The organism is Rufibacter sp. JT3400010, assembly GCF_054956755.1.
Window position 1 is genome coordinate 1 of sequence record NZ_JBUDXA010000032.1, and the last position, 14,747, is coordinate 14,747.

Annotated in this window: 13 protein-coding genes; 5 read left to right on the top strand and 8 right to left on the bottom strand. The window is 51.1% G+C overall.

What is annotated here, in order from left to right:
* Window positions 1–4: 4 nt before the first annotated feature.
* Complete coding sequence (gene lipA, locus ACY0JR_RS20030; protein ID WP_462635993.1) at window positions 5–889, bottom strand: lipoyl synthase; 885 nt, start codon at window positions 887–889, stop codon at window positions 5–7.
* Window positions 890–958: 69 nt separating this feature from the next.
* Window positions 959–1,681 carry a hypothetical protein gene (locus tag ACY0JR_RS20035; protein ID WP_462635946.1) on the bottom strand — a complete coding sequence of 241 codons (723 nt, stop codon included), beginning with the start codon at window positions 1,679–1,681 and terminating at the stop codon, window positions 959–961.
* Window positions 1,682–1,804: 123 nt separating this feature from the next.
* Here ACY0JR_RS20035 and ACY0JR_RS20040 point away from each other — a divergent pair, with 123 nt between their 5' ends.
* Window positions 1,805–2,212, top strand: coding sequence for an OsmC family protein (locus ACY0JR_RS20040; RefSeq protein WP_462635947.1), 408 nt, complete (start codon window positions 1,805–1,807; stop codon window positions 2,210–2,212).
* Between the two features lie 150 nt (window positions 2,213–2,362).
* Here the strand turns inward: ACY0JR_RS20040 and ytxJ are convergent, their stop codons facing one another.
* From ytxJ to ACY0JR_RS20060, 4 genes are all read right to left on the bottom strand, one after another.
* A complete protein-coding gene (gene ytxJ, locus ACY0JR_RS20045; protein ID WP_462635948.1) occupies window positions 2,363–2,701 on the bottom strand; it encodes a bacillithiol system redox-active protein YtxJ in 339 nt (112 codons plus the stop codon).
* Between the two features lie 35 nt (window positions 2,702–2,736).
* A complete protein-coding gene (locus tag ACY0JR_RS20050) occupies window positions 2,737–3,072 on the bottom strand; it encodes a hypothetical protein (RefSeq protein ID WP_462635949.1) in 336 nt (111 codons plus the stop codon).
* Complete coding sequence (locus ACY0JR_RS20055) at window positions 3,069–3,353, bottom strand: hypothetical protein (RefSeq protein ID WP_462635950.1); 285 nt, start codon at window positions 3,351–3,353, stop codon at window positions 3,069–3,071. Before ACY0JR_RS20055 ends, ACY0JR_RS20050 begins: the two co-directional genes overlap by 4 nt.
* A 107-nt stretch (window positions 3,354–3,460) precedes the next feature.
* The gene (locus ACY0JR_RS20060) at window positions 3,461–5,440 is read right to left on the bottom strand and encodes an alpha-ketoacid dehydrogenase subunit alpha/beta (protein ID WP_462635951.1); all 1,980 of its coding nucleotides are present in this window, start codon (window positions 5,438–5,440) and stop codon (window positions 3,461–3,463) included.
* A gap of 207 nt (window positions 5,441–5,647) precedes the next feature.
* Here ACY0JR_RS20060 and ACY0JR_RS20065 point away from each other — a divergent pair, with 207 nt between their 5' ends.
* The 4 genes from ACY0JR_RS20065 to ACY0JR_RS20080 all read left to right on the top strand — a co-directional run bounded on the left by ACY0JR_RS20065 (window position 5,648) and on the right by ACY0JR_RS20080 (window position 11,147).
* Window positions 5,648–6,931, top strand: a complete 1,284-nt coding sequence (locus tag ACY0JR_RS20065) for a M16 family metallopeptidase (RefSeq protein ID WP_462635952.1) — start codon at window positions 5,648–5,650, stop codon at window positions 6,929–6,931.
* A gap of 254 nt (window positions 6,932–7,185) precedes the next feature.
* Window positions 7,186–7,677 (top strand): 2-C-methyl-D-erythritol 2,4-cyclodiphosphate synthase, encoded by a 492-nt coding sequence (gene ispF / locus ACY0JR_RS20070; RefSeq protein WP_462635953.1) that lies wholly within the window; start codon window positions 7,186–7,188, stop codon window positions 7,675–7,677.
* A gap of 117 nt (window positions 7,678–7,794) precedes the next feature.
* A complete protein-coding gene (locus ACY0JR_RS20075) occupies window positions 7,795–9,453 on the top strand; it encodes a M28 family peptidase (RefSeq protein ID WP_462635954.1) in 1,659 nt (552 codons plus the stop codon).
* A 311-nt stretch (window positions 9,454–9,764) separates the two neighbouring features.
* Window positions 9,765–11,147: a LutB/LldF family L-lactate oxidation iron-sulfur protein gene (locus ACY0JR_RS20080; RefSeq protein ID WP_462635955.1), complete on the top strand. Its 1,383-nt coding sequence runs from the start codon at window positions 9,765–9,767 to the stop codon at window positions 11,145–11,147.
* Window positions 11,148–11,560: 413 nt separating this feature from the next.
* On the opposite strand, the gene ACY0JR_RS20085 is transcribed toward ACY0JR_RS20080, so the two are convergent.
* The gene (locus ACY0JR_RS20085) at window positions 11,561–12,637 is read right to left on the bottom strand and encodes an aminotransferase class V-fold PLP-dependent enzyme (protein ID WP_462635956.1); all 1,077 of its coding nucleotides are present in this window, start codon (window positions 12,635–12,637) and stop codon (window positions 11,561–11,563) included.
* Window positions 12,638–12,756: 119 nt separating this feature from the next.
* A complete protein-coding gene (gene serA / locus ACY0JR_RS20090) occupies window positions 12,757–14,643 on the bottom strand; it encodes a phosphoglycerate dehydrogenase (protein WP_462635957.1) in 1,887 nt (628 codons plus the stop codon).
* Window positions 14,644–14,747 lie beyond the last annotated feature (104 nt).

The window sequence follows — 14,747 nt, forward strand, 5'->3', positions numbered from 1 at the left end:
AATGCTACACGTGCACGTGGCGTTCAGCATGGTAGGAAGATCTTACTAGAGGGCCAGATTCTACGTACTTCAGGCCTCGACGCAAGCCTTCTTCTCTGTAGTGCGCAAACAAATCTGGATGGATAAACTCGGCTACTTCCAGGTGCATTTTGGTAGGCTGCAGGTACTGGCCCAGGGTAAGAATATCTAACCCGTTCGCGGCTAGATCATCCATAGCTTCATAGACTTGCTCCTGCGTTTCACCTAAACCTAGCATAATGCCGGTTTTGGTACGCTTGCCGTATTCTTTAATGCGTCTGATCTGCTCTAAGCTACGGTCATATTTGGCCTGCGGACGCACCTGACGGTACAGGCTTTTCACGGTTTCCACGTTGTGGGAAACTACTTCCTGTCCGGCAGAGATCATCACTTCCAAGGCTTCCCAGTTGGCTTTCACGTCTGGGATAAGCGTTTCTATGGTCGTTTCCGGAGAAAGCTTCTTAATCTGCACAATGGTTTCATGCCATACACTGGCGCCACGGTCTTTCAGTTCGTCGCGGTTCACCGAGGTGATCACGGCATGCTTCACGCCCATGAGTTGAATGGCTTCCGCTACGCGGCGAGGTTCATCCAAATCATATTCGTTGGGCCGGCCGGTGGCAACGGCGCAGAAAGAGCAAGAGCGGGTACATACGTTGCCCAGAATCATGAACGTGGCCGTGCCAGCACCCCAGCACTCACCCATGTTAGGGCAGTTTCCGCTTTCGCAGATAGTATGTAGTTTATAAGTGTCTACCAGTTGTCTGACTTTGGCGTATTCTTTGCCTACCGGCAGTTTCACGCGCAGCCAGTCTGGCTTACGGGGTTTAGTTTGAGCTTCTGCTGGTTGGATAACCGGCAACGCAATCAATTGATCCATGGGACAAAGGTACTAAGTGAGGAGCGGATAGGCAAAAAACAGCCCAGGGGAAAGGATCGTTCAACGGCGACGCCCGTAATATAACGTTAGGTAAACGGACGTGAACACGTTGCGGGTTGGCGCATCCGGAATCAGGGTGATGTCTCCGGCAAGGGCTTCCACCAATACCCCTACTTCTATTCCCGTCACGCTCTCCATGTAACGGCCGTACTCAAAGGAAACGCCCGCTTTCACGTTGGCACCTACCCTAAAACTAGGTTCGCTCAAGCCTTTGAATACGCCTGGGGCTCCCACTATCAGTCCTTCATTAGTATGGATATTGGGGTCAAATTGTTCTGTGCTGATGAGCACCGGCCCCGACAGATAATATTGCTGTGTTCTGGGGTCTAATACATAGTTGCTACGGTCGTACTCAATAAAATAAGGTGCCATAATGCCCAAAGACGGGCCAGCAGCCAGTATTCCGTTTACCTGCACACCAGACTCAGCAGCCTTCTTGAAGAAAGTGTATTCCCGGCCGTACTGCGGCCTGAGCACAAACAGGTAATTGCTTTTCCCGTTGATAAAGGAGGCTCCGTTCTGCAGGTTTTGCAGACGGGATTCTTTAGGGTGTTTCACCTCTACGCCTTCCAGAGCCCAGAAATGATACCAGTTGCCGCCCAGATGATACACCTGTTTGATCATGGCTCCGCCCAGAAGCCCACCATTGGAATTAAAGTTGAGTCCGTAGGTGAACTCCCTGGAATAGTTTTCCTCTTCTTCTGCGGTCTGGGCAAACGCCATACCAACAGGAAGAAAGCATATGGTCACAAGCACCAATAGAAATCTGCGCACAGAGCAAAAGGCTAAGTTTTGTTTAAAAGTAAGTAACTTTACAAGCACCTGCAAATCTTAAATAGTAAGACAATGAGTTCAATGACACTAACATACTCTGGCCAACTTCGCACCCAGGGAACCCATCTCGCCTCTGGCAACACTCTGGTCACAGATGCTCCCGTTGACAACAACGGCCGCGGCGAGGCGTACTCGCCCACAGACTTGGTTTGCAGCGCTTTGGGCAGCTGCATGATGACCATTATGGGCATAGTGGCCGAACGCAACGCCATTGACTTAACCGGCATGACCATGGCCATCACTAAAAAGATGGCGGCAGACCCACGCCGTATCTCTGAGATTGTGCTGGAGGTACAAATGCCCGCCAGAACGTTTACAGACAAAGAAAAGGCGATGCTCCAAAACGCTGCCCACACCTGCCCGGTCGCCCTTAGCCTGCACCCAGACATTGCCCAATCGGTTTCGTTCCACTATGCTTAGCGCTGATATAGAACGAAATACCTCACCTGTTTAATATAAGAGTCCATTTAAACTTTGCTTTCTGTAAGCGAAAATCCAAACAAGCTCTAAAAAGAATCCCGCAGGAAGTAGTTTATAGATAACTACCTCCTGCGGGATTTGTTCTTCTGGCTAGGAAGCTAATTTCTTTACTTCCTGCAGACTGATGCCCAAATGAGAACCATGGTACTGACACTGCCCGTCTTTGATAAGCAAAAGTTGCGGCGACTCATGCTTTACTGCAAAAGACTGCGCAATCTCCGCTGACACCGGCCGGTAGTTTAACAAATCCAGATAATAGGGTTTCACATTCTCCAGACCGGCATCTGCCCACTGCCGCTCCAGCCTGCTTTTGGCAGTAGCACTGATGGAACAGGTGGTGCTGTGCTTGAAGATGACCACCGGTTGTTCTCTGGACTCCTCTTTTATCTGCTCTATTTGCTCAACACTGTTAATGGAATTCCACTGCATGGTTTTATTCTGTAAATAACTTTAAAATAGAACGCTTACTTTTTCCGGGCTTTTACCTGGGCGCTCTTTTTAGAAAATAATTTAGGCTTGGTGACCGCTGTGCCGTCTTCCTGGATAGGCATCAGGTCTTTCTTTTTGCTCTTCTTCAGTTTACGGCCATTCTCACCTCTTCGGTGGTTGTACGCGTCCACGTTCAGATGTGATTCATTATAATCTGTTTCTATGCGTTTTGCTTCTTTGAGACTGTTGCGGAGCTCCCGCTTTTGCTTGCCAGTAGTGGTGTAGGCGGTCTGCGCGGCGGCTGGCTGTAAAATTCCCAACCCTAGCAACATCATGCCGCAGACAAGTACAGAGAGTAGCGCGTGTTTCATTTCAATCCTACTTTTTGTAAAAGACTTTGCTTGCGTTTAGGAGTAGGTATTCTGGTTTTCTTCTTTTTCAGCAACCCCTCTTTGTCATAGTCCATATCTCGCCCACCGTAATCACGGCCTTCATTGGCCTGGTCTGCCTGGGTAAGTTCTTTCTTCTTGAACAAGGAGAATTTTTTCTTGCCAGAGACATCTGGGCAGGCAATTCTGTTGGAGTTGCAACCTCCCAAAGCCAGACCCATGGATAATACCACCAGACCTACTGCAAAGCGCGTCTTTTTCATACCTTGTTCAATATAAAGTATACGTATACCAGCCTGCGTTGGCTGTATTCCCTTCTGTTTTAAGGCAGTTTCAAAGAAATCTGCCCTAAAACAGAAGGGCTTGTTTTTTAGAAACTTAATAGCGCCTCCACTTTCTCTCTAAGCCGTTTAATAGGCAAGAACTCCTGTTCCAGTGGCGGGGCGAACGGGATAGCGGTATCCAACCCGCCCACGCGCACCACCGGCCCATCTAACTGAGTAAAGCAGTTCTCAGAAATCCAGGCGGCAATCTCGGCACCAATTCCTCCGGTGAGGGTGTCTTCGTGCAGCACAATTACGCGGCCGGTTTTGGTCACGGTTTGCCGAACGGCTTCTTTGTCCCAAGGCAGCAGCGAACGCAGATCCAGAATATCAGCCGATACGCCTGGCATGGTGTTCAGGAGCTGCTTGGCCCAGTGCACGCCCATGCCGTAGGTGATGATGGAAAAGTCGTTTCCTTCTTGGGCAAGTCTAGCTCTGCCGATTTCCACGGTGTAATAATCATCTGGAATGGCTTCTGACAAGGCCCGGTACAGCAGCTTGTGCTCAAAGAACATCACCGGGTTAGGGTCTTCAATGGCGGCGTTCAGCAGACCTTTAGCGTCATAGGGGGTAGATGGGTACACAATCTTGAGACCCGGTGTGTGGAAAAACCAGGACTCATTGCTCTGTGAGTGAAACGGGCCGGCTGCCGCGCCCGCGCCCGTAGGCATGCGCACCACCACATCGGCGTTCTGGCCCCAACGATAGTGGCTTTTGGCCAGATTATTCACAATCTGGTTAAAACCGGCGGTCACGAAATCGGCGAACTGCATTTCTACCACCGACTTTTTCTTTCGGATGGACATGCCCAACCCAATTCCCAGAATGGCTGATTCACACAAAGGCGTGTTGCGGATGCGCTCTTTCCCGAACTTGTCCACGAAGCCTTCGGTCACTTTGAACACGCCGCCGTACTCCGCTATGTCCTGGCCCATAATCACCAGATCTGGGTATCGCTCCAGGCTTTGGCGCAGGGAATCTGAAATGGCATCTACGAAACGGCGCTCTGAGCGGGCGCTGTCTTTGGGCGTAATCACGTTCTGGATGAAAGGCGCGTACATATCCGCTAACTCTTCCTTCACATCGGGCGTAGGCATTGGCGTGTTGTGCGCTACGTCTAAACCACGCTCAATTTCTTCGCGGAATTCTTCTCTGATGGCGGCTAGCAACTTCGGCGTTAGCACCTTTTCATCCAGCAGGTACTTCTCAAAGTTCTCTACCGGGTCTTTCTTGCTCCAGCGCTCAAACAATTCCTGCGGCACGTACTTGGTACCCGAGGCTTCCTCGTGGCCGCGCATTCTGAACGTCATCGCCTCAATCAACATCGGGCGTGGGTTTTTCCGGATACTGTAAGCGGCTTGGCGTACGGTGTCATACACTTCCAGCACGTTGTTGCCGTCTATCTGCAGCGCGTCTATGCCGTAGGCCGGACCTTTGTCAATGAAGTACTGGCATTTGAACTGCTCATTGCTGGGGGTAGACAAGCCGTAGCCATTGTTCTCTATGATAAAGATGACCGGTAGTCCCCACACGGCGGCCACATTCAGGGCCTCGTGGAAATCACCTTCGCTGGCCCCACCGTCACCGCTGTACACCAAGGTCACTTTCTCGCGTTTGTCCAGCATCTCGGCCAGGGCAATACCATCAGCCACAGCCAACTGTGGGCCCAGGTGCGAAATCATGCCTACTATGTGGTGCTCGTTGCTCCCGAAGTGGAAAGACCTGTCACGGCCTTTGGTGAAGCCGGTTTTCTTCCCCTGGAACTGGGCAAACAGGCGGTCCAACGGAATGTCGCGGCAGGTGAAAACGCCCAGGTTGCGGTGCAGGGGTAAAATATATTCGTCCGGGTCTAAGGCCAGGGTAGAACCCACGGAGATAGCCTCTTGCCCAATGCCCGAGAACCATTTGCTTACTTTGCCTTGGCGCAGCAAAATCAGCATTTTCTCCTCAATCATGCGGGGTTTGAGAATGCCCCGGTATAAGTGCAGCAGATCGTCGTCTGTATAGTCTTTTCTGTTGAATTTCATGGTTTTCGCGGTTTCTGCGAGGCGTAAATTTACGGAGTTCAATCAAGGGGCGAAATTCTAGCCTAGTTATTTTTACTTTTGTGGCTTAGGGGCCGTTTTTGAGAAATTGGCCCCTAAACGCAAACACCGGATGGGCGTTGCAACACCGCCAGGCTCTCCGCGTTAGTAGTATATCCTTTCATAAGGAGCATCTTTAGCCCTTTGCATATGATTCAATTCAAAGAATTTACCTTAGATAACGGCCTGCGCTGCATTGTACACGAAGACACCACCACGCCCTTGGCGCTCCTGAACGTGCTCTACAACGTAGGCTCCCGCGATGAAGACGAACAGCACACCGGCTTCGCTCACCTGTTTGAGCACCTCATGTTCAGTGGCTCGGTGAACGTGCCCAGCTACGACGAACCCTTACAACAGGCTGGCGGGGAGAATAACGCCTTCACCTCGGCAGATATTACCAATTATTACCTCACCGTACCGGCCCAGAACATTGAGACGGGTTTCTGGCTGGAATCTGACCGCATGCTGGACCTGGCCTTTAACGAGAATGGCCTGGAAGTGCAGCGCAAAGTAGTGGTGGAGGAATTCAAGCAGAACTACCTGAACAAGCCGTACGGCGATGTCTGGCTCAAGCTTCGGCCGTTGGCCTACCAGAAACACCCGTACCAGTGGGCCACCATTGGCAAGGAGGTAAGCCACATTGAGAATGCCGTGATGGATGACGTGCGGGCTTTTTTCAAAAAGCATTACTCGCCCGCCAACGCTATTCTGGTCATTGCCGGGAACATTACCTTTGAGCGCGCAAAGGAACTGACCAAAAAATGGTTCGGGCCTATCCCAAGTGGCGAAAAGTACGTGCGCAATTTACCCGTGGAGCCCCGCCAGACCGAGGCCCGCTACCTGGAAGTAGAAGCCGACGTGCCGTTAACCGCGCTTTACAAAGCCTACCACATGCCCGCCCGCACCAGCCCAGACTACTACGCCGCCGATTTGCTGGGCGATGTGTTGGGCCGCGGCGACTCCTCCCGGCTGTACAACGAGTTGGTGAAAGAGCAGAAACTGTTCAACTCCATCTCGGCGTCTCCTACCGGCTCCATGGATCCCGGCCTGCTCATCATTCAAGGCAAGTTGAACGTGGGCGTAGACCCGCAGGAAGCCAATGCCGCCGTGGAAGCCATTCTGGAAAAGATCAAGACGGAGCACATCAGTGAGGAAGAACTACAGAAGGTGAAAAATCAGGCCGAGACGTCCATTGTCTTCTCAGAGATTGAACTCCTAAACCGCGCCCTGAACCTGGCCGTGGGCAAACTGATGGACAACCCCAATCTGGTAAACGAAGAGGGCGCTTTAATTCAAGCGGTCACCTCAGAAGACATCTTCCGGCAAGCGCAGGAAATCCTCCGCCCAGAAAATTGCTCCACGCTTCTCTACAAAGCCGCCCCCGGCAGCGAGGCCCAGGAAGAACTGGAGGAAATGTTAGAGGAGGATTAGGTTATTTCGGGGCTGTTTTCTGCAAAACAGCCCCGAAATAACTCCGATTAAGGCTTCTTCATTTCCAGCATAACTTCCCTCTTCTATTTTGTCCTCCTGAAAGGATCTTGGTGGCGAACAGCAACAGCGTTTGTTTATCGCTTTTCTAGTTCACCCACAAGATCTTTCCAAGATGACAAGAGGGGTAGCTGTCAACTACATTATTTTATATTAATCTAACGTCTAGTCTCCAGATTCTAGCATCCTTATAAACTATGAGCTTTAACATAAGAACCGGCTTCGGCTATGATGTGCATCAATTGCAGGAAGGCCTGGATTTCTGGCTGGGAGGCATTCAAATTCCGCATACGCACGGCGCGTTGGGTCATTCCGACGCTGATGTACTGATCCACGTGATCTGCGATGCCCTGCTGGGAGCCGCCAACCTGAGAGACATCGGCTTTCATTTCTCAGACAAAGACCCGCAGTACAAAGGCATTGACAGCAAGATTCTGCTGCGCGAAGTCCTTAAGCTGATCCGAGAGAAAGGCTACGAGGTAGGCAACATTGATTCTACCGTTTGCTTGCAAGAGCCCAAAGTAAACCCGCATATTCCAGCCATGAAAACCTGCTTGGCCCAAGTAATGGAGATTAAGGAGGAAGACATTTCCATCAAGGCCACTACTACTGAACAGTTAGGCTTTGTAGGCAAAAAAGAAGGCGTAGCTGCTTATGCTACTGTGCTCATTCAACGGGCTACCGCGTAAGCAGCCCTGCTCATTCTTGCCTTAAATTTGCGAAAATGGCCATAATACGACTATCGTTTGTTCGTTAGGCAAAAATTGAGTAGCATTAACGTCTTATACCGAACAACAAACAATTTCATGAAAAAGCATTTGTACACGTTGGGCATGGCCGCCGCTTTCCTGTCGGCTTGCTCCACGTCCCAAACTCCTTCCGCTTCTATGGCGGGCGGAACCGCCACCGGCGCCAACGCAACGGCAGCCACCGGGACTTCCGCCGCGGCAAACCCCACCCAATACGCCAACACCATTACGGCCGCAGACATGGAGAAATACCTGCGCGTATTGGCTTCTGACTCTTTGGAAGGCCGTGAGACCGGAAGACGCGGGCAGAAAATGGCTGCTGAATACATTTCCAATCACTTCAAGTCTATTGGCGTTCTAGGCCCGGTAAAAACAGGCTCAAACCCATATTACCAGACGTTTGATCTGGAGGAAAGCACTTGGGGCGAAGGTTACGTGACGGTGGGCAGCAAGCGTTTCACCATGGGCAAAGACTTCTTCGTGTTGGGCGCTTCGCCGTACCAGACCGAAGAGGCTACGCAGGTAGTGTTTGCCGGTTATGGCATTGACGACCCCGCCTATTCAGACTACACCAACCTGGACGTAACCGGCAAAGCCGTGGTAGTGCTGGCCGGTGAGCCTAAGAAAGCCGATGGCAATTACCTCATCAGTGGAACTGATAAAATGAGTACCTGGTCACAGGATGCCCGCACCAAAGCGACCGCTGCTACTGCAAAAGGCGCCAAAAGCGTGCTGGTAGTGATGGGTACAACAGATGCTGAGTTTCAGCAGATGACCGCCCGCTACGCTGGGATGTTAACGCGTTCATCCATCGGGTTTGGAACATCTAACGCGCAACCGCGTGCCGCTAACATCTACGTGTCTCCTTCCATGGCTGCCGCGCTGTTGAACACCAAGCCAGAGCAATTTGCTTCTTACGGAGCCACTGTAGGCAAAGCCGGAAAAGCCGTGGCCTCGCCGTACAAAGCCGCTACTAACGTAAAGATCAAAACGGCCCGTAACAAGCAGCCACTGCCCACTGAGAACGTGTTGGGTTACATTGAGGGTTCTGACCTGAAAGACCAACTGATTGTCATCAGCTCGCACTATGACCACGAAGGCATCAAGAACGGCGTGGTATATAACGGCGCCAATGACGATGGTTCTGGCACCATGGCCGTGATGGAATTGGCCCAAGCATTCGCGCAAGCGAAGAAAAACGGCCACGGCCCGCGCCGCAGCATCCTGTTCCTGACGGTAACCGCCGAGGAGAAAGGCCTGTTGGGTTCTGAGTACTACACCGAAAACCCAGTTTTCCCGCTGGAGAACACCGTAGCCGACCTGAACATTGACATGATTGGCCGTAATGACAAAGAGCACGAAGGCAAGCCAGATTACATCTACGTGATTGGTTCTGACAAGCTTTCCTCTGAACTACACGCCATCTCTGAGAACGCGAACAAAACGTACGCCAACATTGATCTGGACTACCGCTTCAACGACCCCAATGATCCCAACCAGTTCTACTACCGTTCAGACCACTACAACTTCGCGAAGCACAAAATTCCTGTTGCCTTCTACTTCAACGGCGTGCACGAAGACTACCACCAACCCACCGATGACGTGGAGAAAATCAACTTCCAATCAGCTGAGAAAGTAGCCCGCCTGGTGTTCTACACCGCCTGGGACTTGGCTAACCGCACGGAGCGCATCAAGGTGGACAGCAATAAGAAATAAGCAAAGCTTATTTCCAGTTCTGAGTTCTGAGTCTGGAGTGCTGAGTTAAGAAAGTCTCTGGACTCCAGACTCAGAACTTATAAGATGTATGTAAACAGAAAAAGGAGAGGGTAATGCCTCTCCTTTTTCTGTTTACATACATCTTATTGGCGGGTTCAACGTTATTTTTGTAGTTTGACCACTTCTCACAGAAAAGAGGACAGAAAACCGTTCGGGTGCTTTTCGCCTGTTTTCTGAAAAACTGCTTAAAAGAGAGAAGCAAGTGTGTAACGGCTAAAGCCGATGCCTGAAAGATTAACTGAACTAAGAACTTGAGCATAAAATTAAAGCAATTTCTGCTGGACGCGGAGGACAAGTCCTTTGACCTGGAGCACCGCCGGAAAATCCGCTTCAACATTGGCAAGTACAACGCCGCTGTGCAGAACGGCATGGCCGCCTATGAGCACCATGAACTGGCGCGGGAGCGGGCGTCTTTCCTCAAAACCCAGACCATCAACAACCTGGACAAGTACCTGGTGGAGTTTGAGAACAATTTCACCAAAAGAGGCGGGAAAGTAATTTGGGCACAGAACGCTGAAGAAGCCCTGCGGGAGATTGGCACCATCATGAAGCGCAAACGCGCCAAATCGGTGGTGAAGTCCAAGTCCATGAGTACCGAGGAAATCCACCTGAACGACTTTTTGGAGAAAAACGGCGTGGAAACCGTGGAAACCGATCTGGGCGAATACATTGTCCAGTTGGCCGGGCAGCGCCCGTACCACATTGTCACGCCGGCCATGCACATGTCTAAAAAAGACATTTCAGAGCTGTTTACCAAAAAACTAGGCATTCCGCGCACCGATGACGCCCAGCAACTGGTGCTTACCGCCCGCAAACTCCTTCGGGAGAAATACACCCAGGCCGAGGTAGGCATCAGCGGCGCCAACTTCCTCATTGCGGATATTGGCGGCATTGCCGTGACGGAGAACGAAGGGAACGCCCGTTTGTCCACTACTTTCCCTAAAACGCACATCGCCATAGTGGGTATTGAGAAACTGATTCCGTCTATGCTGGATTTGGATCTGTTCTGGCCTTTGCTCAGCACCAGCGGTACCGGCCAGAATGTGACCATTTACAACACCATTCTCACCGGTCCGCGCCAACCCACCGAGAAGGACGGCCCCGAGGAGATGTACGTGGTGCTACTGGACAATGGCCGCACCAACCTGCTGGCCCAGCCCGAACAGCGCGAAGCCTTGAACTGTATTAGGTGTGGCGCTTGCCTTAACGTGTGCCCCGTGTACAAGAACATTGGCGGCCATACCTATGAAACCACTTATAGCGGCCCTATTGGCTCTGTGATTACGCCGCACTTGGCGGGCATGGAAGAACACAAGCATTTGAGCTACGCCAGTTCCCTCTGTGGAGCCTGCACCAGCGTGTGCCCAGTGAAGATAAACCTGCACAACCTGCTCCTGTTAAACCGTAAGCAAAGCGTAGAAGAAGGACTGGTTGATAAAAATGAGAAACTCGCTTTCAAGTTCTGGGCGAAAGGCATGCAACACCGCAGACTGTTAAACTTGGCACCGGCGTCGGTTAAAAACTTCGTGCTGGGGCACGTGCAGAAAGAAACCTGGAGCAAACGCCGCGAACCCCTCAAAGCCGCGCCGCTGTCCTTTAATGAGATGTGGCGAAAACAGCGTAAAAACCGCTAACGCACAAAAAAGCCTTCTGCATACAGAAGGCTTTTTTCATTCTATAAGAAAGGCAAGTAGAGTGGCTCTACTGAGAATAGTCCTTAGTAAACAGATTTTCTTTTTTTGCGGGTAACACTCTTTTTCACATGAGTTTCGTTCCGCTTGTTGTGCTTGTACTTAGCCTTAGAACCTTTTTTCTTTTTAAGCAGGAACGGTGATTCTTTCTTTGCCAGGTTAGTACTAGAAGCAGCCATGCTTACTGGCGAAAAAGAAACCGCAAACGCGCAGAGCAATACAGTGAGTACAAACTTTTTCATAAGAAGCAATATTAGTTAAATTATATATAACTACTACATACTTCTAAGATATACGGTTAAATTTAATTTTACAAATTAATTTTTGCACTAAGCTACTATCCTGCTCTATACTCCTTACAACTGACGCAAGGCTTTCACCAGCATTTCGACCTCTTTTTCAGAAACAGCCGGGAAATTGGCGATTCTGATTTGTTTGTCTTTGAATGCTCCGTAGCCGCTTCCTACCACCAATCCCTGGCTTTTCAATTGGGAAATAACCTCGGCGGCGGGCTTATCCAACACATTTGCTACAATGACCGTGGGCGAACGATGGGCTTTCTCCTGTACAAACGGCGCAAACAAAGCACTCTCTTCCAGAAAGGCATATACCTGTTGGGCCTTCGCGTCAGTTTCCTGCCTGATTGCCTCTACGCCTTTGGCCAGCATGTCTTCCACTACGTGGGTGAGCAGGTAAATGTCCAGCACATTGGGCGTACTAGGCGTCTGAAACTGCTGGTACTGCTCTTGCAAAGACGCAATGCTGTGGTGCCCGCCGGTGTACTGCTGTCCTTCAAGGGTAGCAGCTTTCGCGCGGCAGCGTTCATTCACGAGCCATACGCCCAACCCTGCGGGCAAGCCGAATCCTTTCTGCACCGATAGAAAGGCCGTATCAATTTTAGAGAAGTCCAGTGCGGCATACGGTGCCCCCGAGACAATGTCTACGGAGATAAGCGGTTCTGGAAACCTCTGGCGTAACTCATGAATGTCTGCCACCGGTACCCGTACGCCGGAACTGGTTTCATTCTGGGTAATAGCCAGCAACTCAGTTCCAGCGGGCACCTGCACTTCCTCTAAGCTGAAGCCTTGACCAAACGGCACTTGCAATAGTTGCGCATTTCGGCCCTGCCCCTTGGCGTGTTCATAGTATTTTTTGGAAAAGGAGCCATTTACCAAGTGGTAGCTGCTCTGCGCCGTCAGGCTCTGGAGGCTCCGTTCCCAGATCTCGGTGGCCGAGCCGGTAAAGTAAATGGCATAATCATGGGACAACTGAAACAACGCCCGTAAACCCGCATCTGCCCGCCGGTACAAGTCTTTGAACGCCTGGCTCCGGTGCGACTGCGAAAATACCTGTTTGTCTAAGCCAGTTTGCAGATGCCCTGCCACCGTAGGATACAGTTGCGCCGGACCGGGAGTGAAATATACAGAAGCCATCTTTTGATTGTATGAAGGATTGGTTGATTGATTGAGAGAATAAAAGAAGCTGTTTTTAGCCTATTCTGGAAGAAACAGGCCAAAAACAGCTCTCAAGAACGTGCTCTTGCTACGCGATATTAATACAGCGTGCGGGATTTGATAGTATCTGGAATCTGCTTCAGGTGCTTGATCACAGAGCGGTCATACTTGGTGTCTACGTCTGTAATTACGTACCCAATGGTCTCATTCGTTTTCAGGTACTGGCCCAGAATATTGATCTGGTTATCTGCCAGTGTGTTGTTGATTTTAGCCAGAATACCCGGTACGTTGCGGTGAATGTGAATAAGCCGGTGCGCGTTGCGAAGCGCCGGTAATTGAAGATTCGGGAAGTTCACGCTGTTGTAAGAACCGCCGGTATTGATGTAGTCAATCATCTTGGACGGTACGTACTGCGCAATGTTTTCCTGGGCTTCCTCGGTGCTGCCGCCCACGTGCGGAGAAAGCAGCGTATTGGGCAATCCGCGGAGCGCCGACTCAAAGGTTTCCTGGTTATTTTTGGGCTCATACGGAAACACGTCTACCGCGCACCCTCTTATTTTGCCGCTTTTGATGTTCTGGGCCAAGGCTTCAATGTCCACCACGTGGCCGCGGGCCAGGTTCAAGAATAAAACGCCGGGCTTCATCAGCTCAAATTCTTTCGGGCCGATAATGTTTTTGTTGCTGGCGCGGCCGTCTACGTGCAGGGTCACAATATCTGCTAAGGCGAGCAGCTCAGCCAAGGAATTGCAGACTTTGGCGTTGCCGAGGGCCAGTTTGTCTACCACGTCATAGAAGTAGACTTCCATGCCTAAGCTTTCCGCTAAAACAGAAAGCTGTGACCCGATGTTGCCGTACCCAATGATGCCCAGTTTCTTGCCCCGTATCTCATTGGAACCCTTCGCCGATTTATCCCACTCGCCCTGGTGCAGGCGGTTACTTTTCTCCACTAGTCCACGGGAAAGCATGATGATCTCGCCAATAGCCATTTCCACCACGCTGCGGGTGTTGCTGTACGGAGCATTGAACACCACAATACCACGCTCGGTGCAGGTCTGTAAATCTATCTGGTTGGTGCCTATGCAGAAAGCGCCTACCGCCATCAACCTCGGCGCGTGCGCCAAAGCCTTGGCCGTAACCTGCGTTTTAGACCGAATACAAAGGATAGCCACGTCATGCAGTTGGGCGCACAGTTCCTCTTCTTCCAGGGCCCCGGCAATGACCTCCACCTGGTAACCTTCCTGCCGGAACATGTTAATAGCCCGCTCATGAATCCCCTCCAGCACCAGCACTTTGATGCGATTTTTAGGATAGGAGAGCGCGCTGGGCAATTTGTTCACATACAGGAACTCGTCTAAGGTAGGGGTGACGTGGTCTGCTCTATTCACCACGCTGTCGCGGCTCACGTTCTCGGTGAAGGCGTAGAATTTATCGGCAATGCCTGCCTCCTTTATTTCCCAGTCGGTGTAGCCGTCACCTATGACGAACACCTCCCCGGCTAGTTCCAAACTTTTGATCTGTTTGGCTTTGCCCTGGTTTTGGGTGAGTACGTTGGCGCGGTCAAAACCCGTGATGTTGCCGGCCTCGTCATACGTGAAACTGTTGGCGAATACGTTTTCGGGTTTTACGCCTAGTTCCTGTACAATGGGCACAATGAACTCCTTGAACCCGTTGGAGATGATGTAAATATCGTCTTTGAAGGCCTCAAAGAAGGTTCTGTTATGTTTGAACGACTCAGAGATCTGACCGCGCAGGTGCTCAATAAGGGTGGTGATATGGTCTTTGTTGGCGTGTAGCAAAGCCAACCGCTGCTCCAGGGAATCTACCAGCGGAATTTCGCCCTCCATGCCCAGATCTGTGATGCGCTGAATCTCGGTGAGTACTTTTTGGCGCTTGGCCGGGTCAGGGATGCAGATAGCGCAAAGTTCGTCTAAGGCCTCTACCTTGGTGAAGGTACTGTCAAAATCAATAATAAAGTGCTTGTGCATACGCTTGAGAATGATGTGGCGAGGCCCTGGAAGATGTATCTGCCGCTACCTCTGGTGACTATTGTGCCGCCCCTACCGGAATGGTGCCTTAATATTGGGGAGGA